The 26,841-nt window shown below is 47.0% G+C and carries 20 protein-coding genes, 2 tRNA genes and 1 pseudogene; 4 read left to right on the forward strand and 19 right to left on the reverse strand.

Annotation, left to right across the window (positions count from 1 at the left end):
- Positions 1-32: 32 nt before the first annotated feature.
- From pnp to rlmE, 14 genes and pseudogenes are all read right to left on the reverse strand, one after another.
- The gene (gene pnp, locus CEQ48_RS15620) at positions 33-2,159 is read right to left on the reverse strand and encodes a polyribonucleotide nucleotidyltransferase (protein WP_089071879.1); all 2,127 of its coding nucleotides are present in this window, start codon (positions 2,157-2,159) and stop codon (positions 33-35) included.
- Positions 2,160-2,521: 362 nt separating this feature from the next.
- A complete protein-coding gene (gene rpsO / locus CEQ48_RS15625; RefSeq protein ID WP_000055655.1) occupies positions 2,522-2,791 on the reverse strand; it encodes a 30S ribosomal protein S15 in 270 nt (89 codons plus the stop codon).
- A 141-nt stretch (positions 2,792-2,932) separates the two neighbouring features.
- On the reverse strand, positions 2,933-3,871 hold the full coding sequence (gene truB, locus CEQ48_RS15630) for a tRNA pseudouridine(55) synthase TruB (protein ID WP_089071880.1): 939 nt from the start codon (positions 3,869-3,871) through the stop codon (positions 2,933-2,935).
- Entirely contained in the window at positions 3,871-4,269 is a 399-nt protein-coding gene (rbfA, locus tag CEQ48_RS15635) for a 30S ribosome-binding factor RbfA (RefSeq protein WP_089071881.1), read from the reverse strand. Before rbfA ends, truB begins: the two co-directional genes overlap by 1 nt.
- 101 nt (positions 4,270-4,370) lie before the next feature.
- Positions 4,371-7,068, reverse strand: a pseudogene (infB, locus tag CEQ48_RS15640) (translation initiation factor IF-2).
- A gap of 24 nt (positions 7,069-7,092) precedes the next feature.
- A complete protein-coding gene (nusA, locus tag CEQ48_RS15645) occupies positions 7,093-8,580 on the reverse strand; it encodes a transcription termination factor NusA (RefSeq protein ID WP_089071882.1) in 1,488 nt (495 codons plus the stop codon).
- Between the two features lie 18 nt (positions 8,581-8,598).
- Positions 8,599-9,054 carry a ribosome maturation factor RimP gene (rimP, locus tag CEQ48_RS15650; protein WP_089071883.1) on the reverse strand — a complete coding sequence of 152 codons (456 nt, stop codon included), beginning with the start codon at positions 9,052-9,054 and terminating at the stop codon, positions 8,599-8,601.
- A 209-nt stretch (positions 9,055-9,263) separates the two neighbouring features.
- Positions 9,264-9,340: transfer RNA gene (locus CEQ48_RS15655), tRNA-Met, on the reverse strand.
- 53 nt (positions 9,341-9,393) lie between these two features.
- A tRNA-Leu gene (locus CEQ48_RS15660) sits at positions 9,394-9,477 on the reverse strand.
- Positions 9,478-9,485: 8 nt separating this feature from the next.
- On the reverse strand, positions 9,486-9,821 hold the full coding sequence (gene secG, locus CEQ48_RS15665; RefSeq protein ID WP_089071884.1) for a preprotein translocase subunit SecG: 336 nt from the start codon (positions 9,819-9,821) through the stop codon (positions 9,486-9,488).
- 256 nt (positions 9,822-10,077) lie between these two features.
- Positions 10,078-11,418 (reverse strand): phosphoglucosamine mutase, encoded by a 1,341-nt coding sequence (gene glmM, locus CEQ48_RS15675; RefSeq protein ID WP_089071886.1) that lies wholly within the window; start codon positions 11,416-11,418, stop codon positions 10,078-10,080.
- Between the two features lie 26 nt (positions 11,419-11,444).
- Positions 11,445-12,281: a dihydropteroate synthase gene (gene folP / locus CEQ48_RS15680; RefSeq protein ID WP_089071887.1), complete on the reverse strand. Its 837-nt coding sequence runs from the start codon at positions 12,279-12,281 to the stop codon at positions 11,445-11,447.
- Positions 12,282-12,347: 66 nt separating this feature from the next.
- Complete coding sequence (ftsH, locus tag CEQ48_RS15685) at positions 12,348-14,294, reverse strand: ATP-dependent zinc metalloprotease FtsH (protein WP_181714657.1); 1,947 nt, start codon at positions 14,292-14,294, stop codon at positions 12,348-12,350.
- A gap of 109 nt (positions 14,295-14,403) precedes the next feature.
- Positions 14,404-15,033, reverse strand: coding sequence for a 23S rRNA (uridine(2552)-2'-O)-methyltransferase RlmE (gene rlmE, locus CEQ48_RS15690; protein WP_000043220.1), 630 nt, complete (start codon positions 15,031-15,033; stop codon positions 14,404-14,406).
- A gap of 119 nt (positions 15,034-15,152) precedes the next feature.
- Between rlmE and yhbY the strand changes: the two genes are divergently transcribed.
- Positions 15,153-15,449, forward strand: coding sequence for a ribosome assembly RNA-binding protein YhbY (gene yhbY / locus CEQ48_RS15695; protein WP_001054291.1), 297 nt, complete (start codon positions 15,153-15,155; stop codon positions 15,447-15,449).
- A 76-nt stretch (positions 15,450-15,525) separates the two neighbouring features.
- Here yhbY and greA read toward each other — a convergent pair whose 3' ends face one another.
- Positions 15,526-15,999, reverse strand: coding sequence for a transcription elongation factor GreA (greA, locus tag CEQ48_RS15700; protein ID WP_001883448.1), 474 nt, complete (start codon positions 15,997-15,999; stop codon positions 15,526-15,528).
- 556 nt (positions 16,000-16,555) lie between these two features.
- On the opposite strand from greA, the gene CEQ48_RS15705 reads away from it, so the two are divergent.
- Positions 16,556-17,584, forward strand: a complete 1,029-nt coding sequence (locus CEQ48_RS15705; protein ID WP_181710906.1) for a porin — start codon at positions 16,556-16,558, stop codon at positions 17,582-17,584.
- A 144-nt stretch (positions 17,585-17,728) separates the two neighbouring features.
- Positions 17,729-19,174: a serine-type D-Ala-D-Ala carboxypeptidase gene (gene dacB / locus CEQ48_RS15710; protein WP_089071890.1), complete on the forward strand. Its 1,446-nt coding sequence runs from the start codon at positions 17,729-17,731 to the stop codon at positions 19,172-19,174.
- Between the two features lie 70 nt (positions 19,175-19,244).
- Here dacB and tyrS read toward each other — a convergent pair whose 3' ends face one another.
- Positions 19,245-20,432, reverse strand: a complete 1,188-nt coding sequence (tyrS, locus tag CEQ48_RS15715) for a tyrosine--tRNA ligase (protein ID WP_089071891.1) — start codon at positions 20,430-20,432, stop codon at positions 19,245-19,247.
- A gap of 130 nt (positions 20,433-20,562) precedes the next feature.
- Between tyrS and shyC the strand changes: the two genes are divergently transcribed.
- On the forward strand, positions 20,563-21,864 hold the full coding sequence (gene shyC / locus CEQ48_RS15720; RefSeq protein WP_089071892.1) for a peptidoglycan DD-endopeptidase ShyC: 1,302 nt from the start codon (positions 20,563-20,565) through the stop codon (positions 21,862-21,864).
- Positions 21,865-21,946: 82 nt separating this feature from the next.
- Here the strand turns inward: shyC and vexF are convergent, their stop codons facing one another.
- From vexF to erpA, 3 genes are all read right to left on the reverse strand, one after another.
- A complete protein-coding gene (gene vexF / locus CEQ48_RS15725) occupies positions 21,947-25,066 on the reverse strand; it encodes a multidrug efflux RND transporter permease subunit VexF (protein WP_089071893.1) in 3,120 nt (1,039 codons plus the stop codon).
- A gap of 10 nt (positions 25,067-25,076) precedes the next feature.
- Positions 25,077-26,177: a multidrug efflux RND transporter periplasmic adaptor subunit VexE gene (vexE, locus tag CEQ48_RS15730; RefSeq protein ID WP_089071894.1), complete on the reverse strand. Its 1,101-nt coding sequence runs from the start codon at positions 26,175-26,177 to the stop codon at positions 25,077-25,079.
- Between the two features lie 95 nt (positions 26,178-26,272).
- A complete protein-coding gene (erpA, locus tag CEQ48_RS15735) occupies positions 26,273-26,614 on the reverse strand; it encodes an iron-sulfur cluster insertion protein ErpA (protein ID WP_000005741.1) in 342 nt (113 codons plus the stop codon).
- Positions 26,615-26,841: the final 227 nt, after the last annotated feature.

Raw genomic sequence — 26,841 nt, forward strand, 5'->3', positions numbered from 1 at the left:
AGCCGTGTTGTTTTTGCTCCAGCAACGGAAAATTATTCCGCTTGTGGTGCCACTTCTGCTGCTGCATCAGAAGTTTCAACCGCTTCTTTCATGCTTAGACGTACACGGCCTTGGCGGTCGATTTCCAGCACTTTAACTTGAACTTCTTGGCCTTCAGTCAGGTAGTCTGACACTTTCTCTACGCGCTTGTCAGCGATTTGAGAGATGTGTACTAGACCATCTTTACCAGGAAGAATCGTGACAAACGCACCAAAGTCTGCCAAACGAGCTACTTTACCAGTGTAGATCACGCCCACTTCAACTTCAGCGGTGATCTCTTGAATACGGCGGATCGCTTCTTTCGCTTGATCGCCGTCAGTCGCAGCAATCTTGATCGTGCCATCATCTTCGATCTCGATGGTGGTACCCGTTTCTTCCGTCAACTGACGAATCACCGCACCACCTTTACCGATCACATCTTTGATCTTCTCAACGCTGATCTTCATCGTGTGGATACGTGGCGCAAATTCAGAGATATCGCTACGCGCTGCAGAGATCGCTTGATCCATCACAGACAGAATGTGTAGACGAGCGCCTTTCGCTTGGTTCAGAGCGATTTGCATGATCTCTTTGGTGATGCCTTCGATCTTGATGTCCATCTGCAGTGCAGTGACACCTGTCGCGGTACCCGCAACTTTAAAGTCCATATCGCCAAGGTGGTCTTCATCACCTAAGATGTCAGATAGAACCACGAAATCATTTTCTTCTTTCACCAGACCCATTGCGATACCCGCAACAGAAGCCTTGATTGGAACACCGGCATCCATCAGAGCAAGAGATGAACCACACACAGAAGCCATTGAAGATGAACCGTTAGATTCAGTGATTTCAGAAACGACACGTACTGTGTATGGGAACTCTTCTGCAGATGGCATAACCGCGGCAATACCACGCTTCGCTAAACGGCCGTGACCGATTTCGCGACGCTTAGGAGAACCCACAAAACCCGTTTCACCCACACAGTATGGAGGGAAGTTGTAGTGCAGTAGGAAGTGATCTTTCTTCTCGCCAGTCAGCTCATCGATGATTTGTGCATCACGTTGAGTACCCAGCGTTGCCGTAACCAGAGCCTGAGTTTCGCCACGCGTGAACAGAGCAGAGCCGTGAGTACGTGGCAGAACGCCAGTACGAACGTCCAAAGCACGAACCATGTCTTTTTCACGGCCATCAATACGCGGGTTACCCGCGATGATGCTGCGACGAACAACGGTTTTTTCCAGATCGTGGAAAATGGTGTGAATTTCTTTGGTATCTAAAGCTTCGTTTTCAGCCAGCAGAGCCGCCGTCACTTCTGCACTGATTTCATGGATACGATCATAGCGCGCCATTTTCTCAGTGATTTGGTACGCTTCCACCAAACGTGTTTCTGCCAGAGCAGCGACTTTCGCTTTCAGCTCAGTGTTCTCGGCTGGTGCAACCCATTCCCATGCAGGTGTTGCCACTTCCGCTGCGAATTCATTGATTGCTTTGATCACGGCTTGTTGTTGATCGTGACCAAACACAACGGCAGCCAGCATCTCTTCTTCAGTCAGAATTTGTGCTTCTGATTCCACCATCAGTACTGCGTTGTCAGTACCCGCAACCACCAGATCCAAACGAGACTGTTTCAGCTCTTTTTCACTTGGGTTCAGAACCAACTGACCATCAATGTGACCTACGCGAGCCGCACCGATTGGACCATTGAATGGGAGTCCAGAAATCGCCAGTGCTGCAGAAGTACCGATCATAGAGATGATGTCAGGTTGCACGTCTGGGTTTACTGAAACCACAGTCGCGATCACTTGCACTTCGTTAGTGAAACCATCAGGGAACAGCGGACGAATTGGGCGGTCAATCAGACGAGCAGTCAGCGTTTCGCCTTCAGAAGGACGACCTTCGCGCTTAAAGAAACCACCAGGGATTTTACCTGCCGCGTAAGTACGCTCTTGGTAGTTTACGGTCAATGGGAAGAAATCTTGGCCCACTACCGCTTCTTTCTTACCGACTACAGAGACAAACACCGCAGTGTCATCCATGGTAGCCATTACTGCTGCCGTTGCTTGGCGAGCCATTACGCCCGTTTCGAGAGTAACGGTGTGGTTACCGTACTGAAACGTTTTTACTACTGGTTTTTCGAACATGAATATTCCTTATTCTCAGGACAAGCCTGAAATCAAATCATCAATACTCAGAGCACTACTAATCGCGACTAGTAAAAATAGACTGACAACTTGGGAATACGTTCGAGAAACAATCGGTTTTAATGGCGATCTGTTTTTAAGAGCGATCTATTTGTAAGAGCAATCTGTTTTTAATAGCCGCGACCTTTTGGTCGACTACGGTGACTGTAATGCCATGAGCACAAACTTGTTCAGCCACGTAGACTGAACGGCGGATAGTATAAACTACTTAGAGGAAGGATAGCTAATTTAGAGTGCAAATTTAGCCTGCAAAAAAGGGGCTTACGCCCCTTTTTGTACAAACTGTGCTTTGCAGCGACGAATTAACGACGCAGGCCTAGACGTTTGATCAGATCTTGGTAACGAGACAGATCTTTACCTTTCAGGTAGTCCAGCAGTTTACGACGGCTTGAAACCATACGTAGCAGACCACGACGGCTATGGTGATCGCCTTTATGTGCTTGGAAGTGACCTTGCAGGTGGTTGATAGAAGCAGTCAGCAGTGCTACTTGTACTTCTGGTGAACCAGTGTCATTTTCACAACGTGCGTATTCAGCAACGATTGCTGCTTTAGTTTCTGCATTCAGAGACATAATTCTCTCCTAAAGAGTTTGAGGTTTAAGTTTGTGTCAGCCAATCTCTGATTCAGCCGACACGAGAAGCGCGAATTATAGGGAATAATCCTGACTCGCACAAGCGGAATGTCTCGCCATCAAACGAGCCATCCAGCGGGTTTATTCGCAGTAAACGACTAAGCGTTTCGGCGCGACCTTACCGTTATCGTCAATCTCGCCAACGCCAAGGAATAGCTTCTGCTCACCGCCAGTAATGCGCACCATACCGTCGGATGGTGCACCCGAAACCTGTACTGCTTGCCCATGCTGAATAAGTGTCATCAGTTCTGGGATCACATTGACTTCGGGTAAAGCTTCCACGGCAGTATCCATCGGCAGTAATAGCGGATCGAGAACGTCCGCCACCGCTTTTTCGTCACGATGGGCTTGTTCAACCAGAGCGTTGAGTTGCTCTAGCGTCACCATTCGCTCATACGGATAGTTAGCGACACCGACACGGCGCAGCATGGTCACATGTGCTCCACAACCCAGCATTTCACCCAGATCATCAACTATGGTTCGAATATAAGTGCCTTTCGAGCAGTGTACTTCCATCTCCACTTCATCACCTTCAAAGCGATGCAGCTCAATTTCATACACAGTGATTTTGCGCGCTTCACGCGGCACTTCAATGCCCTGACGGGCGTATTCGTAGAGTGGACGACCTTGGTATTTCAACGCTGAAAACATGGATGGAACTTGATCAGTTTCACCGCGAAACTTGGCGATACAGGCCTGCAGCGTATCGAGATCCACGTGAACAGGACGCGTTTGTACCACTTGACCATCAGAATCTGAGGTGTCGGTACGTTCACCCAATTTGGCGATAACTCGATAACGTTTATCAGAATCGAGCAAAAATTGGGAAAACTTAGTGGCTTCACCAAGGCAGATTGGCAACATGCCCGTCGCCAGAGGATCAAGCGCGCCAGTATGTCCCGCTTTTTCAGCGCCATAGAGGCGTTTAACCTTTTGCAAAGCGTCGTTGGAAGAGATACCTGTCGGCTTATCCAACAGAATCACACCGTGGATAACCCGACCTTTACGTCGACGAGCCATTACGCTTCGTCCTCATCACGACCCGCTTCATGCTTGCGGCGCTTATCGCTATTGACCACTTCGGTAACAAGGTTTGACATGCGCATACCTTCAACCAAGGTGTTGTCGTAGTAGAAGCGAACTTCTGGCGTCAAACGTAAACGAATTTGTTTGCCTAGCATCATGCGGATCTGCACTTCGTGCTCACGCAATGCTTCTAAGCAAGACTCTGGGGTTTGCTCACCGATGCACAAGAAGGTCACGAAGACTTTGGCGTAAGCCAAATCACGTGATACTTCTACATCAGAGATAGTCACCATACCTAAGCGAGAATCACGCACTTCACGTTGCAGGATCATCGCCAGTTCTTTTTGTAATTGCTGTGCCACACGTTGTGTACGGCTAAATTCTTTCGGCATATCGTTTCTCACTGATAGAAAGAATGGGGGGATGGTCTTGGCCAGCCCCCCATGGTGTATTCAACAACCTATATTGCCTTGATTAATGCAACAGTAGTTGATTAGTCGATGGTACGTTGGATTTCGATCGTTTCGAATACTTCGATCTGGTCACCGACGCGAACATCATTATAGTTCTTAACGCCGATACCACACTCGTAACCATTCTTCACTTCTGCAACGTCATCTTTGAAGCGACGTAGCGATTCCAGTTCGCCTTCATAGATAACTACGTTATCACGCAGAACGCGGATTGGAGCATTACGTTTGATCACACCTTCAGTGACCATACAGCCTGCAATCGCACCCAGTTTCGGTGACTTAAATACGTCACGAACTTCCGCCAGACCGATGATCTCTTGTTTGAACTCAGGAGACAGCATACCGCTCATCGCCTGTTTCACTTCATCGATCAATTGGTAAATGATGGAGTAGTAACGCAGATCGATGTTTTCAGCTTCAATCATACGGCGAGCTGACGCATCAGCACGTACGTTAAAGCCAACCACGATAGCGTTAGAAGCAGCCGCCAGAACCGCATCCGTTTCAGTAATACCACCGACACCAGAGCCGACGATATTGACTTTCACTTCTTCTGTCGAAAGTCTGGTCAACGAGTCCGCAATCGCTTCAACTGAACCTTGTACGTCTGCTTTCAGTACAATGTTCAGCTCAGCCACATCACCTGCAGTCATGTTAGAGAACATGTTCTCCAGCTTAGACTTCTGCTGACGCGCCAGTTTCACTTCGCGGAACTTACCTGCACGGTAGTTAGCCACTTCACGCGCTTTACGCTCATCACGAACCACTGTCGCTTCATCACCCGCCGCAGGAACACCTGACAGGCCGAGGATTTCAACAGGGATTGATGGGCCCGCTTCTTCAACTTCGTTACCAACTTCATCACGCATCGCACGAACGCGGCCATATTCTTGACCACACAGAACAATATCGCCCTTACGCAGAGTACCAGATTGAACAAGTACAGTAGCTACAGGACCACGACCTTTATCCAGACGTGATTCAATCACCACACCAGACGCCATACCTTCTTTTACTGCTTTCAGTTCGAGAACTTCGGCTTGAAGCAGAATGGCTTCCAATAGACCGTCGATGTTAGTACCTTGTTTCGCAGAGATGTGAACGAACATGTTGTCACCGCCCCACTCTTCAGGCATAACATTGTACTGCGATAGTTCAGTTTTAACGTTATCTGGGTTAGCAGTGTCTTTATCGATCTTGTTCACAGCAACAATCAGAGGTACACCCGCCGCTTTCGCGTGTTGGATAGCCTCAACGGTTTGTGGCATTACGCCATCGTCCGCTGCAACAACCAGTACCACGATATCCGTTGCTTGTGCACCACGAGCACGCATAGCGGTAAACGCCGCGTGTCCAGGAGTATCGAGGAAGGTGATCATGCCGTTTGGTGTTTCAACGTGGTAAGCACCGATGTGCTGAGTAATACCACCCGCTTCACCAGAAGCAACGTGGGTACGACGGATATAGTCCAGCGTTGAGGTTTTACCGTGGTCAACGTGACCCATAATGGTCACGACTGGCGCACGGGAAACTTCTTCGAACTTGTCATCACGATCCGACAGAATCGCTTCTTCCAGCTCATTTTCCTTACGCAGAACCACTTTGTGACCCATTTCTTCTGCTACCAGTTGAGCAGTTTCTTGATCGTTCACTTGGTTAATGGTCGCCATTGCGCCCATTTTCATCATCACTTTGATGACTTCAGTCGCTTTCACTGACATTTTTTGTGCCAGTTCAGAAACAACGATAGTTTCACCAACCACAACATCCGCTTTTGCTACCACAGCGGTTTTATCAAAACCGTGCTGCATAGACATTGGCTTGTTGATGCGGCCTTTACGACCCGCTTTGCCACCACGAGGGCGAGCGTCACGTTCTTGGTTGTCATCGCGAGAAGACATTTTTCTCTTATTCGCTTTTGTGGAGCGACGACGAGCACCTTCCTCGTGGAGGTCTGCCTCATCTTCCGCTTCGCGTGCATATTGCGAAGTCGTTACATGGTAATCAGTGTTTTCTTGCATATCACCTACAGTCTCTTTTTCAGCAGACCAACGCTCACCATTTTTTTTCAGCCAATTCGCGTACTTTTTCAAGTTGACGGCGACTTTCCTCTTCGGCCTTACGTCTTGCTTCTTCTTCCTGGCGACGTTTTAGCGCCTCGGCTTCTTTGCGCGCTGCTTCTTGCTTCAATTTTTCTTCGTCAGAACGTGGTTGAGCGGCAGCTTGCGCTTCGCGCTTCGCCTTCTCTTCAGCCACACGTTTGGCTTCTGCTTCACGTTTTACTGACTCTTCTGCTTCACGTTTGGCTTTTTCTTCAGCCGCACGTTTCGCTGCTTCTTCAGCTTCACGCTGTGCTTGCTCTTCTGCGGCGCGCATTGCGGCTTCTTCCGCTTCACGAGTCGCATCATCTTCAACAGAACTGCGCTTAACATACGTACGTTTTTTGCGCACTTCAACCTGAACATTCTTACTTTTACCGCCACCGGCATTCACGCTCAGTGTGCTACGGGTTTTACGCTGGAGTGTCAAACGCATTGGCTCAGAGCCTGTCGCATCGCCGTGCTCTTTACGCAAATGAGCCAGCAGTTTCTGCTTCTCGTCCTCAGATACGTGATCCGCAACAGCCTTGTTCATTCCTGCATCAGCAAGTTGCTCTAATAAGCGGTCTACTGGTGTTCCAATTTCTTCACTCAGTGCTTTAACGGTAATTTGTGTCATGCCGCTTCCTCCCCTTGCTGAAAATTATGCGTCTTCACCAAACCAACAAATGTTACGGGCAGCCATAATGAGCTCACCCGCACGCTGTTCGGTCAGACCTTCAATACCTTCTAAATCATCCACACCTTGGTCAGCCAGATCTTCCAGTGTCGCAATACCTTTCGCTGCCAGTTTGAATGCCATTTCGCGTCCCAGTCCTGCAAGTGCAAGCAGATCTTCTGCTGGCTCAAGCCCTTCGAACGACTCTTCTTTTGCCAGAGCAATCGTGGTCAGCGCTTCTTTCGCACGACTACGCAGCTCATCTGCCAGATCTTCATCCATACCATCAACATCAAGCAGCTCATTCATTGGTACGTAAGCGATCTCTTCTAGCGTAGAGAAGCCTTCTTCCACCAACAATTCAGCAAAATCTTGCTCAATATCGAGGTACTTCATGAAGTTCTCGATGGATGCCATTGACTCTTCTTGGTGTTTCTTCTGCAGATCCGCAACCGTCATCACATTCAGTTCCCAACCGGTCAGTTGAGAAGCCAAACGTACGTTTTGACCGTTACGGCCGATCGCTTGCGCAAGGTTATCGGCTTCAACCGCAATATCCATTGAGTGTGCATCTTCATCCATAATGATGGATGCCACATCGGCGGGTGCCATGGCATTAATGACGAATTGCGCTGGGTTATCGTCCCACAGCACGATATCAATACGCTCACCACCCAGTTCACCGGAAACCGCTTGTACACGTGCACCACGCATACCTACACACGCACCGACAGGATCGATACGCTTGTCATTGGTTTTTACCGCGATCTTGGCACGTGAACCAGGGTCACGCGCAGCCGCTTTCAGTTCAATCAGCTCTTCACCAATTTCTGGAACTTCTACACGAAATAGCTCGGTGAGCATTTCAGGTTTTGAACGGGTAATGAAGAGTTGGAAGCCACGCGCTTCTGGTGCCACTTTGTACAACAGACCACGAACACGATCACCAGGACGGAAGTTTTCACGTGGCAGTTGATCTTCGCGTAGGATAACCGCTTCTGCGTTGTTACCCAGATCGAGGATCACGGTTTCACGGTTCACTTTCTTCACCACACCTGTCACCAACTCACCTTCGTTATCGATGAATTGTTCCACGATCTGCGCACGCTCAGCTTCACGTACTTTTTGTACGATCACTTGCTTAGCCGTTTGCGTGGTAATACGGTCGAACGTCACCGATTCGATCTGATCTTCAATGTAGTCACCCATCTGTACAGATTCATCATCATAGCTTGCGGCTTCAAATGAGATCTCTTTGGTTGGATGCTCTACATGGTCAACCACTAACCAGCGACGATAGGTTTCAAACGCACCTGTTTTGCGATCGATGGCTACGCGCACATCGATCTCAATTTCATACTTCTTTTTGGTTGAAGTCGCTAACGCAGTTTCCAGCGCTTCAAAAATACGCTCACGAGGTACCGCTTTCTCGTTAGAAACCGCCTCAACTACCGCTAAAATTTCTTTACTCATTGTTCTAGCCTCAAAGACTTAAAATTTAGGGATCAGGTTAGCTTTTGAAATGTTGCTTAGGGCAAAGTGTTCTTGTTGCCCGTCAACCATCACGGCGACAGTCTCACCATCAATGGATTGGATGAACCCTTTCCACTTGCGACGGTTAGCGACAGCCATCTTCAAAACGATGCTGACCTCGTGACCAATAAACTGCTCGTAATGTGCTGCTTTAAAGAGCGGTCTTTCTAGACCAGGCGAAGACACTTCCAGGTTGTAAACGACCGAAATAGGGTCTTCAACATCCAAAACCGCACTCACTTGGCGACTCACTTCTGCGCAGTCTTCCACTGTGATACCGTTTTCGTGATCAATAAAGATACGTAGTGTGGAATGTTGCCCTGCACGGACGAACTCTAATCCAACCAACTCGTAACCTGCAGCAACCACCGGAGCTTCAAGCATTTCAGTAAGTTGTCTTTCTAAACCAGTCATCTAAACCACTCCAGAAACAAAAAAAGGGCTTAGAGCCCAATTTAAATACCTAGCAACTACCTAAAAACCCTAAAAAAGGAAATTTAGATAATAAAAAACCCCGATTAAGTCGGGGTTTTTTAATGCTGGACCCTGAAAATTGAGAATCGCTTCTCAACTGCAGTGAGGTTAACACTGCCAAACTTGTCTCTCTAATCAAATAAAGAGATTGGTTGCGGGGGCTGGATTTGAACCAACGACCTTCGGGTTATGAGCCCGACGAGCTACCAAGCTGCTCCACCCCGCGTCCGACTTGCGAGCATTATACGCTCAACAAGATCATTTACAAGTTTGTAAATATGGTGCCGAGAGAGGGACTCGAACCCTCACACCTAAGGCGCTAGCACCTCATGCTAGTGTGTCTACCAATTTCACCATCTCGGCATATCTATTTATTGAGGAATTTCGTCACTGCTTTTAGCAGGCGCTTCACTCACTGTATCACCAGTTTGCTGAATCACTTGACCTTGTGAAGGATCAACCCATTGTGATTCGGTTTTGTGTGTTGACATATTGCCAAGCACAAGACTGATAACAAAAAATACTGTTGCAAAAATTGCAGTCATTCGGGTTAGGAAATTACCTGAGCCACCAGCACCAAACACTGTGTTTGAAGCGCCAGCACCGAATGAGGCTCCCATGTCTGCGCCTTTACCTTGTTGAATCAACACTAGGCCAATGATAGCGACCGCTGCCAACAGGTAAATCACAAGTAGAACTGTAAACATTACTTCCACCTATGTTTCTATTTGCTGAGCTAGCGCCGTTCGTATCATGTGACCCGAACAAGGCCAGCGACCTTTCTCTCCGAAAGCGGACGCAATACTAACGAATGGTTCCAAAGCTGACAAGAAGTATTTTCTAAAAAAAATCACTTTCCGATTTGATCGCTCAAAAAACTCGCACAACAGCGATTTTACGAGCATTTCCACAATTCCTAGCGCGAAATCAATCAGCTAGGAATCGTAGAAATCACCGCTCAAATCAGCAGTTATCTTTTACTGCTTGAGCAATTTTCAGTGCAGACTGTTTAACTAGCGCATCGTCCTCTCCTTCCACCATGACGCGGATCAGAGGTTCCGTTCCCGATTTGCGCAGCAATACACGGCCTTTCGAACCTAACTCGGCTTCAACCTCAGCAACTGCCATTTTCACTGTTTCAGCCTCAAGTGGATTGTTATCTCCCGTAAAGCGGACATTCTCCAACACTTGCGGGTAGAGGGTCATACCTCGAGCTAACTCATGTAAAGTCATTTCACTATTCACCACTGAAGCAAGCACTTGCAAGCCAGCGACAATCGCATCACCCGTAGTCACTTTATCGAGTAAGATGACGTGACCTGAGTTTTCTGCACCAATCTTCCAGCCTTTTTCGAGCAGTTTTTCCATAACATAGCGATCACCGACCGCAGCGCGTACAAATGGAATACCTAACTGTTTTAGGCCATTTTCCATGCCAAGGTTCGTCATCAATGTCCCAACAACCCCGCCTTTGAGCTCGCCACGGCGCAGTGCATCGCGGGCAATAATGTAAGCGATTTGGTCACCATCTACTTTATTACCTAGGTGGTCAACCATGATGATGCGGTCACCGTCACCATCGAAAGCAAGACCAAGATGAGCCTGCTCTTCAACAACGCGTTTTTGCAGTGCGCGAACGTCGGTTGCACCGACTTGGTCATTGATATTTAAACCATTAGGCTCAACGCCCATAGCAATGACTTCCGCTCCCAACTCACGGAAAACATTCGGAGCAATATGGTAGGTGGCACCATTGGCGCAATCCACAACAAGCTTCACCCCAGACAGACTGAGTTTGGAAGGGAAAGTGCTTTTACAAAACTCAATATAGCGACCCGCCGCATCCACCATGCGTGAAGCTTTACCTAACTCAGCGGATTCAACACATTCAATGTCTTTATCGAGCTCAGCTTCAATCGCTAACTCAATGTCATCCGGCAGTTTGGTTCCTTCATATGAGAAAAATTTGATGCCGTTATCGTAGTAAGGGTTGTGCGATGCAGAAATAACAATCCCCGCTTCTGCTCGGAAAGTTTGGGTAAGATAGGCCACCGCTGGCGTTGGCATAGGTCCGGTGAAGGTCGCTTTTAATCCTGCCGCGGCAAGCCCAGCTTCCAGTGCAGACTCCAACATATAGCCAGAAATACGGGTATCTTTACCAATAATGACTTTTTTCGTGCCTTGTTTTGCCAGTACACGTCCAGCCGCCCAGCCAAGCTTAAGTACAAAATCAGGCGTAATTGGGTACTGGCCAACTTTACCACGAACGCCATCAGTGCCAAAATAACGTCTTTTATCAGACATTTGTGTTTCCTTTACATTATTTGTTTTTACAAATTGTTATGCGTCATCTGCACCATTTTGAGTGCATCTATGGTCTGCTCTACATCGTGAACACGGATAATTTGCACGCCTTTTTGCGCAGCTAGAGTGGCGCACGCCACACTTGCAGCCACACATTCAGCAGGCTGCTTATTCAGTGTTTTAAAAATCATTGATTTACGTGACATTCCAGCTAAAACAGGCAATCCAAAACGATGAAACTGTTCTAAATGGGCGAGCAAATGATAATTGTGTTGCACCGATTTTCCAAAACCAAAACCGGGGTCTAAGATGATATTCTCACGCTTAATACCCGCAGCTTCGCATTGTGTAATTCGCTCAGCTAAAAACTGACAAACCTCTTCAATAATATTGTCGTAGTGTGGGTTAGCTTGCATCGTCCGCGGCTGACCTTGCATATGCATAATACAAACCGGGACTTGAGCCTGCGCTGCTACTTCAAGAGCTCCCGGCTCTTGCAAAGCACGCACATCATTAATCAGATCGGCTCCCGCGGCTAATGCTTGGCGCATCACTTCCGATTTGCTGGTATCAATCGAAATCCATACCTCAGCATTCTGTTTTCGAATCGCTTTGATAAGTGGGATGACGCGCTGTAATTCCTCTTCTAAAGCCACATCAGGAGCGCCTGGTCGAGTTGACTCACCACCAATATCAATAATCGCGACGCCAAGGTCGATCATTTGCTGTGCTCTTGCCAACGCGATATCAAGGTCAACGTAACGACCACCATCAGAAAAGGAATCTGGTGTGGTATTTAAAATCCCCATCACAACGGGTGAATGCAGCTCAAGCTGCTTATCGGCATGACTGATTTTCAGCATTCTAAAAATATATTCCCTGCAAACACAAAACCCCGAACAAGTCGGGGTTTAAAGTTAAAAGTGATGTTATTCAGCGTCTTTTTTCTCGCTTGCTGTCGCGACATCGGATGAAGCAGTCTCTGCTGTAGATTCTTCCGCTTTAGCTTCAGACTCAGCTTTTACTTCAGGTTCAGACGGCGTTTTCGATTGATCACCCCAACCTGCTGGTTCACGAATCACAGGCTTACGCGCCATCAAGTCATCAATTTGACCTGCATCGATAGTTTCATACTTCATCAATGCATCTTTCATCGCATGCATGATATCCATATTATCCATAATGATTTGGCGAGCTCGTTCGTAGTTACGATCAATGATTTGACGCACTTCGTCATCAATCAGCTTCGCGGTGTCATCAGACATGTGCTTCGTCTGTGTCACACTGCGCCCAAGGAACACTTCGCCTTCATCTTCCGCATACAACATCGGACCTAGCTTTTCAGAGAAGCCCCATTGGGTCACCATCTTACGAGCAATTTCCGTAGCGCGTTCGATATCGTTTGATGCGCCTGTTGAAACTTTCTCTTTGCCGTAAATCAACTCTTCAGCAAGACGACCGCCGTACAAGCTAGAGATCATCGATTCCAGATGCTGCTTAGACATACTCACGCGATCTTGCTCAGGCAAGTACATGGTGACACCCAATGCACGACCGCGAGGAATGATCGACACTTTGTAAACCGGATCATGCTCAGGTACAAGGCGACCCACTACCGCATGGCCAGCCTCATGGTAAGCGGTAGACTCTTTGATCTCTTCAGACATCACCATTGAACGGCGCTCTGCACCCATCATGATTTTGTCTTTTGCCAGTTCAAACTCAACCATAGAGACGTTGCGCTTGTTGCCACGAGCAGCAAACAACGCCGCTTCGTTAACTAAGTTCGCTAAATCCGCACCAGAGAATCCAGGAGTACCACGCGCAATCAATGATGGTTCTACATCATTCGCCAGAGGCACTTTGCGCATATGCACTTTAAGAATTTGCTCACGGCCACGCACATCTGGCAGGCCTACCACGACTTGACGGTCAAAACGTCCCGGACGCAGCAATGCAGGGTCCAACACGTCAGGACGGTTGGTTGCCGCGATGACAATAATGCCTTCATTGCCTTCAAAACCATCCATCTCAACCAGCATTTGGTTTAGTGTCTGCTCACGTTCATCATGACCACCACCAACACCCGCGCCACGCTGACGGCCCACTGCATCAATTTCATCAATGAAAATAATACATGGAGAGGCTTTCTTCGCTTGTTCAAACATGTCACGCACACGAGATGCACCGACACCGACAAACATTTCGACGAAATCCGAACCAGAGATAGTAAAGAATGGCACTTTAGCTTCACCAGCAATCGCTTTGGCAAGCAAGGTTTTACCTGTACCAGGAGGACCAACCATGAGTACACCCGTTGGGATCTTACCACCCAGCTTTTGGAAGCGGCTCGGATCGCGCAGGTAATCCACCAGTTCTTTCACATCTTCTTTTGCTTCATCACAACCCGCAACGTCGCTGAAAGTGGTTTTTATCTGGTCTTCACTCATCATACGCGCTTTGCTCTTACCAAATGACATGGCACCTTTGCCACCGCCACCTTGCATTTGACGCATGAAGAAGATCCAAACCCCAATCAATAGAATCATTGGGAACCAAGAGATGAAAATGGTACCCAGCAAGCTTTGCTCTTCAGGAGGCGTACCTTGTACTTTCACGTCTTGATTGATCAAGTCATCGAGGAGCTTTTGATCATAAACCGGCATGTAAGTTACATAACGGCTGCCGCCTCCACGACGCATGAAAGTAATTTCACCGTTGTTGAATTGAGCTTCCTGAATCTGGCCTTGACCAACTTCCTTTACAAATGTGGTGTAGTCGACTGCTCTGCCGTTATTCTCACCGGGGCCGAAGCTCTGGAATACAGACATCAAAACGACAGCAATCACAAGCCACAGGATTAAATTTTTTGCCATGTCACTCAAGGTGTAAGCCTCGCGATAACTAATTGTAATTAAAAGGTAGGGTACTACAGTTTGTAGCTAGCGGCTATAGGGTCTACTTAGGCACCAAATAGTGAAATAGTTAACCTTTGTAACCAGTCGCTACGATAAAAACTTCTCGTGAACGTGATCGAGAGGAGTCCGGTTTACGGATTTTAACCACTTTAAATAGGTCTCTTACTGCTTTGACATAATCGTCAAAGCCTTCTCCTTGAAACACTTTCACCACAAAACTACCATTGGGAGCCAGAACTTGTCGACACATATCCAGTGCCAATTCGACAAGATACATGGCGCGTGGCTGATCGACGGACAAGTTACCCGCCATATTAGGTGCCATATCAGACATCACCACATCAACCATATCTGGCTGGATTCTATCTAGCAATGCATTGAGCACCGCTTCCTCACGGAAGTCACCTTGCAAGAAAGACACCCCCGCAATCGACTCCATAGGTAAAAGGTCACACGCAATAACACGCCCACCCTCGCCAACTACTTTGGCCGCAAATTGTGACCATCCACCAGGTGCAGCGCCAAGATCGACAACTGTCATACCAGCTTTTAGTAGTTTATCTTTGTTTTGGATCTCTTCTATTTTGAAGATAGCACGTGAACGATAGCCTTTCTTCTTTGCTTCGTTAACATATTTGTCGTCAAAATGCTCTTTTAACCAGCGAGTTGAGCTGGCCGAGTGTTTCTGTTTACTCATTTTGTTCCTAACTAAGTCACCACTATCCAAGAAAGTCTGGTAGAAAATATAGTCTTCTAGCATAGATGGCGTTAAAATGACGGTTTTCAACCCTAATATTAAATAAATTTGGCCGCGTAATGAACCTAAGCAACAAACAAAAGCAGCATCTGAAAGGCTTGGCACACAACTTAAAACCTGTTGTGTTGATGGGCGCTAACGGACTCACAGAAGCTGTGCTGGCGGAAATCGAAATTGCGCTCGATCACCATGAACTGATTAAAGTGAAAGTCGTTTCTGAAGATCGTGAAACTAAGCAATTGATCGTTGACGCAATTGTTCGCGAAACTGGTGCCGAGAAAGTACAGGTAATTGGTAAAGTCCTAGTACTTTATCGCCAGTCTCAGCAACGCAAAATCGAATTGCCACGCAAATAATCAGCCAATGGATGAAAAAAGGTCGCGACTGCGACCTTTTTTACTTTTTCCTAAAATGATTGGCTAATTGGCGAAGCTATAGATATTCCACGCGATCAATTTCAAAGACCTTATTGCCCCCTGGAGTCGCAATCGAGACTTCATCGCCTTCAAATTTACCAATCAAACCACGAGCAATCGGCGAATTGACTGAAATACGACCTGATTTGATATCCGCTTCATCATCACCAACGATTTGGTAAGTCTTCTCTTCGTCGCTGTTGACATCAATCACCGTCACCGTAGCACCAAAAATGACTTTGCCACTGTTTTCCATCTTGGTGACATCAATCACTTGCGCCACAGACAGCTTGTATTCGATATCACGAATTTGCGCTTCACAGATCCCCTGCTCTTCACGTGCAGCATGGTATTCCGCATTCTCTTTCAAATCGCCAAGCTCACGAGCTTCGGCAATCGCTTCTGTAATTTTGGGTCTGAGTTTTAACAGTCTATCGAGTTCTTCACGCAGGAGTTTTTCACCGCGTGCTGTCATTGGAACTTTTTCCATCATCTACCTCTGCGCCAAAGTTTTTCTTTGGACAATAATAAAGTTTCCCAACATCCTAAATCGGGTCGGGTTAGGGTTGAACCATTTGGATTACTCAAAAGTGTAAACAAAGTTAAGGGCTAAATCATCCAAATTCAAGATTTGCGAGGCGAATTTAGTTGAACCTCTATTTTCGCCGTTTATATGTGATCTTTAGCACAATTAGATTGTTCATGCTTTACTCAAACTCGATAAAAAAAAATAAAAAACACACCAAATTAAATTAAAAAAAAACACTTACAAAAAATCAAAAAAACATTAAAAAACAATTCGTTGATATTTTTTTACTAACAATAAAACAGTGTTCATAAGCTGGATTTATATCATTTTACTAACTGATAGCGGAACTTTGGGAGTAAAAAAGTAGCCACGAAAATGACTGAACCATCGAATTTCTTATGCTTTGTGGTTTCGATACACCATAACCAATGAAGCTTGATGCGTCAGTTATTTCGACTGACGTGGCTTACGTCGCACCAAAATCAAATTTATGGACAATAAATTAGGACTTAATAAGATGAACAAGACTCTGATTGCTCTTGCTGTATCAGCTGCTGCAGTGGCTACTGGCGCTTACGCTGACGGAATCAACCAAAGCGGTGACAAAGCAGGTTCAACCGTTTACAGCGCAAAAGGTACTTCTCTAGAAATCGGTGGCCGTGCTGAAGCACGCCTATCTCTGAAAGATGGCAAGGCTGAAGATAAATCTCGTGTACGTTTAAACTTCCTAGGCAAAGCAGAAATCAATGACAGTCTGTACGGCGTTGGCTTCTACGAAGGTGAATTTACCACTGCTGATAACACTGACGGTTCAGAATTAGATAACCGTTACACATATGCAGGTATCGGCGGTACTTACGGTGAAGTCACTTACGGTAAAAACGATGGTGCACTGGGCGTAATCACTGACTTCACAGATATCATGTCTTACCACGGTAACTCAGCAGCAGACAAAATCGCTGTAGCTGACCGTACAGACAATATGTTGGCTTACAAAGGCCAATTTGGTGACCTAGGCGTAAAAGCAAGCTACCGTTTTGCTGACCGTGTAGAAGGAACTGGTACTAATTCAGGTCAATACGTTGACAACGGCAAAGACGGTTACTCTCTATCTGCAATCTACGCATTCGGTGACACTGGTTTTAACGTAGGTGCTGGTTACGCAGATCAAGACGAGCAAAATGAATACATGCTGGCAGCATCTTACCGCATGGAAAACCTGTACTTCGCAGGTCTGTTCACTGATGGCGAAAAAGCAGCAACTAACGGTGATTACACTGGTTACGAGCTAGCAGCAGCGTACAAATTGGGTCAAGCGGCGTTCACTACTACGTACAACAACGCAGAAACTAACGACGAAACTTCAGCAAACAACGTTGCAATCGACGCAACTTACTACTTCAAGCCTAACTTCCGCACTTATATCTCTTACAACTTCAACATGATTGATGCAGGTGATGTAATGGGTAAAGTTGGCACTAACGGTGTAGCAACTAAGATCGATGCAGAAGACGAACTGGCTATCGGCCTACGTTACGACTTCTAATTGTTGACTAAAAGGTCACACGCCAAACGCCTGCTAAATAGCAGGCGTTTTTCTATCAAGCTATAACTACTGCGGTGTAGGCTACCTGCAACTCCAAAGTGTTTGGGTATATACTGCAACAACGTTTCTTGTGGATGTATTGTTATGCCTTCTCGCACCATGCCAATTTGGTTACTATCCATCAGCCTTTTTCTGATAGCGTTTCCTATTTACGCACAAACACAGTTAAGTGCCGCGGCGACTAAGCTCCCTCAAGGGGCACGCTATAGTCTATTGATTGAAGATGCCGCATCACAGCAGACCTCTCTCGAACTCAATACTCATCTTTACTATCCCCCAGCCAGTACGCAGAAGATTTTGACGGCGCTTGCCGCGAAATTAGAACTGGGTGATGAATTTCGCTTTCATACCGATTTAATGCGTTCAGGATCAGATTGGATCATTCGCTTTTCAGGTGACCCCACCCTGACTACCAAGGATTTAACGATTCTGCTCAAAGCGATTAAATCTCAGAGTGGCGGCAGAATTGAGGGTGATTTGTGGCTGGATAATAGTGTATTTAGTGGATATGAACGTGCGGTGGGTTGGCCATGGGATATTTTGGGCGTCTGCTATAGCGCCCCAGCCAGTGCCATCAACCTTGATGGTAACTGTATTCAGGCGTCTATTTATACCGAACCACAAGGTAAAACACGCGTTTATGTACCAGAGCACTACCCTGTGCATGTTCAGTCGCAAGCCATCAGCGTGACACAGAGCGAACAAGAGAGTTTACTGTGTGATTTAGAACTGACGGCAACGCCTGAGAATCACTATAAGCTGGATGGCTGTTTAGTCCTACGAGACAAACCCTTACCACTAAAATTTGCGGTGCAAGATACCGGGATATATACCCAGCGAGTGGTCTATCGTCTCCTCAGCCAGCTAAACATCGAGCTCAAAGGGGAGATTAAAGTCGGTAAAGCCAATACCAAACAAGCGCAGAAAATCGCTTCTCATCAGTCCCAGCCGCTGCCTGTGTTACTGAAAACCATGTTGCAAGAGTCCGACAACCTGATCGCCGATACCTTGACCAAAGCCTTGGGCCACCGTTTTTACTCTCAACCCGGTAGCTTTACCAACGGAACACAAGCCATTAAACAGATTTTTTACTCTCGCACGGGCATTTCATTAGAAGATACTCAGCTCGCCGATGGCTCTGGCCTTTCACGTAATAACCGGATGCGTCCACAAGTGATGCTGGAAACTCTTCGCTACCTTTATCAGCATGAAACTGAGCTTGGTTTAATTGCGATGCTGCCTTCGGCGGGAGAATCGGGCACGTTGCAATATCGACGCAGTATGCTTGCGCCGCAAATCAGTGGCCAAATTAAAGCGAAAAGTGGTTCACTTTATGGCACTTACAATATGGCGGGCTTTGTGATGGACGAAAATCAGCGCCCTAAGACTCTGTTTGTTCAATTCGTCACCGACTATTTCCCTCCGAAACCCAATCCTGAGGTAGCGGTTGAACCACCGATCATCCAGTTTGAAACTCAGCTCTATCAAGAGCTTATTCAGTTTAATCGTTTGGCATCCAAGCCAAACTAGGATTCTACCTGAAAAATAAAAAGCGCCGTTTGGCGCTTTTTATTTATTTTTAGCTCGGGTTTGAAAGCCATTACTTGATGGTCACTCGAGCGAACTTACGTTTACCCACTTGGTAAACCGATGTACCGCAAGCAGGAACCAGCTTCGCATCCTCTAATTTCTCTCCATCAAGCTTCACCGCACCTTGTTTAATCATGCGCAGTGCATCAGAAGTAGAAGCCACAAGTCCCGCCTCTTTGAGTAGGTTCGAGATAGCGATTCCAGCCTCGAATTCAAACTCTGGCATTTCCTCAGGCATTGCCCCTTTTTGGAAACGGTTGATGAACTCTTGTTCTGCTGCATCAGCATCGGCTTGAGAATGGAAACGAGTGATGATCTCTTTTGCTAGCAAAATCTTGATATCACGCGGGTTAGCACCATGAGCAACCTCTGCTTTGAATTGGGCCACTTCGTCTAACGGACGGAAAGAGAGCAGTTCATAGTAGCTCCACATCAAATCGTCAGAAATTGACATGATTTTACCGAACATTTCGCTCGGCGCTTCGCTCACACCAATATAGTTATGCGCTGATTTGGACATTTTCTTCTCGCCATCCAATCCCACCAGCAGAGGCATCATCAATACCACTTGTGGTTTTTGGCCGTTGGCTTTTTGTAGCTCACGCCCCATCAGCAAGTTGAACTTCTGGTCAGTACCACCTAGCTCAACATCCGTCTCCATCGCAACGGAATCGTAGCCTTGCAGCAATGGGTACATAAACTCGTGAATCGCAATCGGCTGACCATTGTTGTAACGCTTTTTAAAGTCATCACGTTCTAACATACGAGCGACGGTCTGGTTTGAAGCCAGACGGATCATCCCTTCCGCTCCCAGTTGTGACAACCACTCTGAGTTAAATTGGATCTTGGTTTTGGCAGGATCGAGGATCTTAAACACTTGCTGCTTGTAAGTTTCTGCGTTGCGCAACACATCTTCACGCGTCAAAGGTGGGCGTGTCGTGTTTTTTCCTGTTGGGTCACCCACCATTCCGGTAAAGTCACCAATCAAAAATGTCACGTCATGACCTAAATCCTGGAAAGTACGAAGCTTATTGAGGATTACCGTGTGGCCTAGATGGATATCCGGAGCCGTTGGATCAGCCCCCAACTTAATTCGCAGCGGACGATTTTCTTTAAGCTTGGCAATGAGCTCTTCTTCGGGGATCAGCTCTTCAACACCACGTTTAATCTCGGCTAAAGCGGCTTCAATACTCGCCATTCTTGTTCACTCCCACAGATTTGGCAAAAATATGATAGTGGGACATATTACTTGAATAGCGATGCATTTTGAAACCAGTTAGACTACCCGACAGCGATTTTGTTAATAATTAAATGAATTTGAACTGAACATGCTTTCTCTTTTCAATCGTCTTCCTTGGCTGCATCGAGTGTTAATCACCGCGTTTAGCGCCATCATTGTCTTCGCCATTTTTTTTCTGCCCGATTCTGAAGATTTACGTAACCCTGATGCTCAGTTAGAAGTAGGACGTCACTATCCCGTCACTCTCGATAACCAACTGATTACCACACCAGAGGAAGATGTGATCGCTCCTCCCTCTGTCATGTTGCGCTGGGAGACCTACCAAGTGGCCAACGGTGAAAGTGCCGCCCTGCTCTTCCAACGAGCGGGACTCTCATCACGAGTGCTCTACGAATTGACCTCAAGTAATAGTGACATCAACAGTCAGCTTTCGAAGTTAATGCCTAAAGACGAGCTGAAATTTGGCTTTGACCAAGATAATCAATTAGTTCAACTAAAACGCACCATTAGCCCTTATGAAACCTTTGTGGTAACCCGTTCAGATTCTGGTTTTACCTCTGAGTTTGATAAGAAAGAGGTCACCTTCCAGCTCAATTACGCCGAAGCCAAAATTACCTCTAATTTCTGGAATGCGGGGGTCGCCGCAGGATTGACTGCAAACCAGATTATCGAATTAGCCAATATGTTTGGCTGGGATATCGACTTCGCGCTCGATATTCGCGAAGGGGATCAATTCAAATTGCTCTACCAAGAAAAAATCGTCGAGGGCTCAGTGATTGGTCGCGGTAATATTATTGCAGCCACTTTTATCAACCAAGGTTCAACCTTTACTGCGATTTTGGATGACAATACAGGCAACTATTACGATCAAAATGGCCGAGCGATGAAAAAGGCCTTCTTGCGTTCGCCGCTCGATTTTCGTCGTGTCTCTTCTAACTTTAATCCTCGCCGACTCCATCCAGTGACCGGCCAAATAAAAGCTCACCGCGGTACTGATTACGTGGCACCGGTAGGAACACCTATCTGGGCTGCGGGTGATGGTGTGGTAGAGAAATCCAGCTATAACCAGTTTAATGGTAATTATGTCTACATTCGCCATAGCAATACCTACATTACCAAATACCTACATTTACAGCGCCGTCTAGTCAAAACGGGGCAACGAGTCAAACAAGGCCAGAGTATTGGTACTTTGGGAGGGACAGGGCGAGTTACCGGCCCTCACTTGCACTATGAATTCTTGGTTAATGGCATTCACAAAAACCCACGTACGGTTGAATTGCCACAAGCACAATCACTGACTGGCAAGGCGAAAGAAACCTTTATTGCGAATGCGAAGCAACGAATGGAAAAACTCGAACGCTACAGCCAGTTATTGTATGCCAATCAATAACCGCCTCGTGGTGGAATAAAAAGTTAGGCCAGCAATTGCTGGCCTAACTTTTATCAACATTCACTATTTCACTATGGTATGTTTAACTTTGCTCATCTTGAGGCGCTGCGTCTTCACTCAGCACTGCTTTACGCCGCCCTAACATGAGCAAACAAGGGGTAAGCACTAAGGTCAGCACCGTGGCAAAAGCCAATCCTCCGGCCACCGCAGTTGCCAGTTGTGACCACCACTGGGTACTCGGCGCGCCAAACTCTATTTTTTGATTGATGATGTCGATATTCATCTCAAGCACCATAGGTAGCAAACCTAAAATGGTCGTCACCGTAGTCAGCAGCACAGGACGCAAACGCTGCACCCCCGTGCGTAGTATCGCTTCTTCTCGGCTCAAGCCTCGATTAAGTAATTGATTATAGGTATCAATCAACACGATATTGTTGTTCACCACAATCCCCGCTAGGGCAATCACCCCGATGCCAGACATGATGATGCCAAACGGTTTTTGGAAAATCAGTAATCCAGCAAAAACCCCTACGGTAGAGAAAATCACCGCGGTCAAAATCAGGAAAGCTTGGTAGAAACTATTGAACTGGGTGATCAAAATGATCGCCATCGCCGCGAGTGCGACCATAAATGCCTTTTCGAGGAATGCTGCTGAATGCTCTTGCTCCTCGTTTTGACCACGGATACGAAACTCCACACTACTCGGTAAATTGAGCTCACGTAGTGCCTGTTCAATGGCAGGGAGTTCTAGCGCTAGGTTGTACCCTTCCTTGAGATCAGCCATCACGCTGATCACCCGTCGCCCATCCACCCTATGAATCGTATCCTGCTTCTGCTCTGGAATAATTTGCGCAAAATTAGTGAGTGGCACTAAACCTTGCGTGGTTTTTACGCGTAGTTGGTCAAAACGTCCAATATCACGATATTCACTCGGATAACGCACCAAAATATCGACTTCTTCGTCGCTGTCATCGGGAAGATAATCGCCAATTTTGAGGCCATTTGTCACAAACTGTACGGTATTGCCTACCAAAGTGGCATCTGCCGCAAAACGTGATGCATCATCACGTCGAATATCAATTTTCCAATCAATACCCGGCTTACTACCGTTATCACTTAAATTGGTTAATGCCTGATTAGATTCGGCCCACAACCTGACTTGCTGAACCGCTTTACCGAGGTCGTCAGCAACGCGAGCTGAAATTTCAATCTCCAGATCATGCTCAACCGGAGGACCTGCGTCTGGAAATTTGTATTCGATTTCAACCCCAGGGAAGGTATCGGTGACTTGCTCCAGTTCCTCAATAATCGCTTTAACACTGCGACGATATTGCCAATCAACGGGGGTTATCTGTACGACGCCGATTTCATCATCGCCCCCCGTACGGGTATAGACACTTTCAAACTCATCGTGGCCTAACATCACCTGCTCAATATCACTCATGATGCGATCTTTTTCATTCAGCGACAGATCGCCATAAGAGCGTACTTTAACCGAGAAAAAAGGCGGATCCACTTCAGGAAAAAACTCTGCACCTAACCCTGCTTTGCCATAAGCAAACGCAATCGCCGCAGACATCAGCAGCGCACCGCACAAAATTTTGATCGGGTGGCGAATCGCTATGGCAAGCGTGTGGTAATAGGCTTTGGTGATCCCCGTCGCTTGTGAAAAATCACCATTGTGCAGCGCCACCATCTGCGCTTGATTGGCTTGGGTCACTTTCTGCGGACGACCAAACAAACTTCCCAATACCGGAACAAAGAGCAGCGCCATCACTAAAGAGGCAGTGAGCGTCGCCATTAAAGTCAGCGGAAGGTATTTCATGAATTCGCCAGTGACATCTGGCCAAAACAGCAGTGGGGCAAAAGCGGCCAACGTGGTCGCGGTAGAGGCGGTGATTGGCCAAGCCATACGTTTCGCCGCATCGCGATAGGCTTCACTTCGATGCATTCCCTCTTGCATACGTCGATCCGCAAATTCAGTCACCACGATTGCGCCATCCACCAGCATGCCAACAGCCATGATGAGAGCAAACAGCACAACGATATTGACCGTCAGACCGAAAACGGCCAGTACCAATAACCCAGTCAAAAAAGATCCAGGAATCGAAACCCCAACCAATAGCGAAGTGCGTACACCCAAAATCGCAATGATCACCACCACTACGAGAATGATGGCGGACAGAATATTGTTTTGTAGATCATTGAGCATGAGTTTGACATCTTCCGACTCATCCCAAATCGTTTTCACCAATAAATTATTAGGCCAATCATCACGAGCTTGAGCTTCGCCTAACACCGCTTTGACTAGCTCAACCGTTTCAATAATGTTCTCACCAGAACGTTTTTTGATATCCAAAACAATGGCGGGTTTACCATCTAAGCGAGCGAAGCTCTCAGGATCACGGAAAGATTTGCGTACTGTAGCCACATCACCGAACGTAATCACTTGCTTACCTTCGACTTTAATCGGCAGCTCTAGTACATCCTTCAGTGATTCAAACACGGAAGGCACTTTGACCGAAAAGCGGCCATAACCGGTATCGACAAATCCGGCGGCGACCACTCGGTTATTGAGTGCAATCAGATTGTAGATGTCGCTTTGATCCAGTCCATAGCTCTCCATAAGCAGTGGATCGACGATGATTTCCACAATTTCTTCACGATCCCCTGCGATATCAACAGATAAGATCTGGCGAAAGCTTTCCAATTTATCGCGTAATTGACGGGCTATCAGAACTGCCGTTCGCTCCGGTACTGTACCGTAGAGCACAACAGATAAAACAGGCTGTTCCGCCGCCAGCGTCACTTCATTCACCGTCGGCTCATCACTGTCCGCCGGTAATTTGGGTTTGGCCAAATCGACCGCATCACGCACATCGGCCATCGCTTTGGCTAAATCGACGCCTACATTGAATTCCAGCACAACAGAAGCATGCCCTTCTGATGCGGTGGCCGTCATCTCTTTCACCCCTTCAATTGAGCGCATTTCCTGCTCAAGAGGACGAACAATCAATCTTTCCGCATCACTGGGAGAAATACCTTGGTGGCTCACCGAAACGTAGATGATAGGAATGGTGACATCGGGGCTCGACTCTTTGGGAATGGTCAGGTAAGTCGCCACACCCGCAACCAAAATGAACACCAGTAAGGTCAACATGGTGCGCGTACGAGACAACGCCGCATCAATCAGAGTGAACATGGTACGGCTCCTAGTGGGTTGCGCTGAGTTGAGTGGCGAGAACCTTATCTCCATCGCGAACAAATCCTTGTCCACGGGTAATAATATCCACTTGCTCGCCAAGTCCGGTTAACCAGACGCCATCTTGTTCTGCTTTCACCAGTTGGATTGGCACAAACTTGACGTGTTCACCTTGCAACGTTTTCACGCCAAGGTTGCCCTCTTCATCGAGCGCGAGCATGGCGGGGGTGATTTTGATCGCGGCTTGAGAAATTAGGCTCAACTCAACTTCTGCGCTTACCCCTGCAGGAATGGCTTGTTGTGGGTTATCGACCTCAACTTCAATGGCAAAGGTATTGGTTGCAGGCGATGAGAGCCTTGAAATATAGCGGACTTTACCTTGTGTTTGCGTGCCATCGATAAAGCGGATCCGCGCCGCTTGTTCAAGCTGCACATGTTGAATGTGTCGCTCACTGACATCCGCTTCTATCACCAATTTGTGCAGATCGATAATGGAGGCAACCGGATCACCAATCCCAACAAAATCGCCTTTTTCGATAGGTAAAGTCTCCACGACACCATCAAAGGGGGCGCGAACTTGGGTATTATCCAGTAAACGTTGCACAGTACTGAGCGAGGATTGTGCGTCTGTGAGTGCTGCAGCTGCATTGGTAAAAGCCACTTCACCTTGTAAACCTTTATTTTTCAGTGCACTAGCCGCATTAAACTCTTGTTGCCGTACTCTGAGTTGCGCTTTCACTCGTTCTAATTGGGCATTAAGGTCGCCCTTATCAATCAAGGCGATTATCTGATTTTTTGTAACCACTTGCCCTTTCGCAATCTTCACCTCGGCGATCCGCCCAGCGATTTCAGCACCAATTTTAGCCTGCCGATCCGGCGCAGTTCGTCCGTACAGCTCGATAACTTTATCCGTTTGAGTTGCGCTAAAGGTTTGATAACCGACTTTAGCTAGAGGGACTTCTATTTCAGTCGCCGTTTGCGGCTCTTCGGCATTGGAATCGCCTAAGCCTAACCAGAGTGCTAGCAAAATAATGAACGCAAGAGAAATCAACCAAGGTTGATGAAGAAAGAAGTCGCGCGCTTGACGTGAAGATGTTTTGAGCGGAAACATAACTATTCCTTATTGTAATCGCTACGTGACATCCTAACACGCAGCGTCGGCCAATCGTTTATCGACTGGCCTTATTTTCCTGAAAAATCTCAGGATTAGACGCTAAATGACGCGCCACAACCGCACGTTGTCGTTGCATTCGGGTTATTCACGAAGAATCTTGAGCCTTCAAGACCTTCGGTATAGTCGACCACACCGCCGATCAAATATTGCAGACTCATAGGATCAACCACCAAAATGACGCCGCTATTCTCAATTTTGGTGTCACCTTCGTTGACGGTTTCATCGAAAGTAAAGCCATATTGGAAGCCGCTACAACCACCACCAGTGATGTAAACACGCAACATTAACGATGGGTTTTCTTCTTCTGCGATCAACGCTTTAACACGTTTTGCTGCCGCATCAGAAAAGGATAATGGAACATTAACTTCGCTCACGATGACCTCTCTCAGTCGTGGAAAATACAACAACACTGCAAAATCCGATGTGCTGCCGATCTAATAATGATAATGGCGGCGATTATCTAATACCTGAGTTGGCCGTTCAAGTATTAGCCTTAATCCGAAGCAACTTGGCGGATAAATTCGCTTTCTTGCTCGCTATTTTGCGGATGCAGACAGGGAAAATCGATCAAAATGTAGCGAAAACATTTCACCCACTGGAG

The sequence above is a fragment of the Vibrio tarriae genome (genome assembly GCF_002216685.1).
Lineage (GTDB): Bacteria > Pseudomonadota > Gammaproteobacteria > Enterobacterales > Vibrionaceae > Vibrio > Vibrio tarriae.

Excerpts from the sequence above, each read along its gene's own strand:
- pnp (WP_089071879.1), bottom strand. The coding sequence starts at position 2,159 with ATGTTCGAAAAACCAGTAGTAAAAACGTTTCAGTACGGTAACCACACC.
- rpsO (WP_000055655.1), bottom strand. The coding sequence starts at position 2,791 with ATGTCTCTGAATGCAGAAACTAAAGCAGCAATCGTTGCTGAATACGCA.
- truB (WP_089071880.1), bottom strand. The coding sequence starts at position 3,871 with ATGGCTCGTCGACGTAAAGGTCGGGTTATCCACGGTGTGATTCTGTTG.
- rbfA (WP_089071881.1), bottom strand. The coding sequence starts at position 4,269 with ATGCCGAAAGAATTTAGCCGTACACAACGTGTGGCACAGCAATTACAA.
- nusA (WP_089071882.1), bottom strand. The coding sequence starts at position 8,580 with ATGAGTAAAGAAATTTTAGCGGTAGTTGAGGCGGTTTCTAACGAGAAA.
- rimP (WP_089071883.1), bottom strand. The coding sequence starts at position 9,054 with ATGACTGGTTTAGAAAGACAACTTACTGAAATGCTTGAAGCTCCGGTG.
- secG (WP_089071884.1), bottom strand. The coding sequence starts at position 9,821 with ATGTTTACAGTTCTACTTGTGATTTACCTGTTGGCAGCGGTCGCTATC.
- glmM (WP_089071886.1), bottom strand. The coding sequence starts at position 11,418 with ATGTCTGATAAAAGACGTTATTTTGGCACTGATGGCGTTCGTGGTAAA.
- folP (WP_089071887.1), bottom strand. The coding sequence starts at position 12,281 with ATGCTGAAAATCAGTCATGCCGATAAGCAGCTTGAGCTGCATTCACCC.
- ftsH (WP_181714657.1), bottom strand. The coding sequence starts at position 14,294 with ATGGCAAAAAATTTAATCCTGTGGCTTGTGATTGCTGTCGTTTTGATG.
- rlmE (WP_000043220.1), bottom strand. The coding sequence starts at position 15,033 with ATGAGTAAACAGAAACACTCGGCCAGCTCAACTCGCTGGTTAAAAGAG.
- yhbY (WP_001054291.1), top strand. The coding sequence starts at position 15,153 with ATGAACCTAAGCAACAAACAAAAGCAGCATCTGAAAGGCTTGGCACAC.
- greA (WP_001883448.1), bottom strand. The coding sequence starts at position 15,999 with ATGGAAAAAGTTCCAATGACAGCACGCGGTGAAAAACTCCTGCGTGAA.
- CEQ48_RS15705 (WP_181710906.1), top strand. The coding sequence starts at position 16,556 with ATGAACAAGACTCTGATTGCTCTTGCTGTATCAGCTGCTGCAGTGGCT.
- dacB (WP_089071890.1), top strand. The coding sequence starts at position 17,729 with ATGCCTTCTCGCACCATGCCAATTTGGTTACTATCCATCAGCCTTTTT.
- tyrS (WP_089071891.1), bottom strand. The coding sequence starts at position 20,432 with ATGGCGAGTATTGAAGCCGCTTTAGCCGAGATTAAACGTGGTGTTGAA.
- shyC (WP_089071892.1), top strand. The coding sequence starts at position 20,563 with ATGCTTTCTCTTTTCAATCGTCTTCCTTGGCTGCATCGAGTGTTAATC.
- vexF (WP_089071893.1), bottom strand. The coding sequence starts at position 25,066 with ATGTTCACTCTGATTGATGCGGCGTTGTCTCGTACGCGCACCATGTTG.
- vexE (WP_089071894.1), bottom strand. The coding sequence starts at position 26,177 with ATGTTTCCGCTCAAAACATCTTCACGTCAAGCGCGCGACTTCTTTCTT.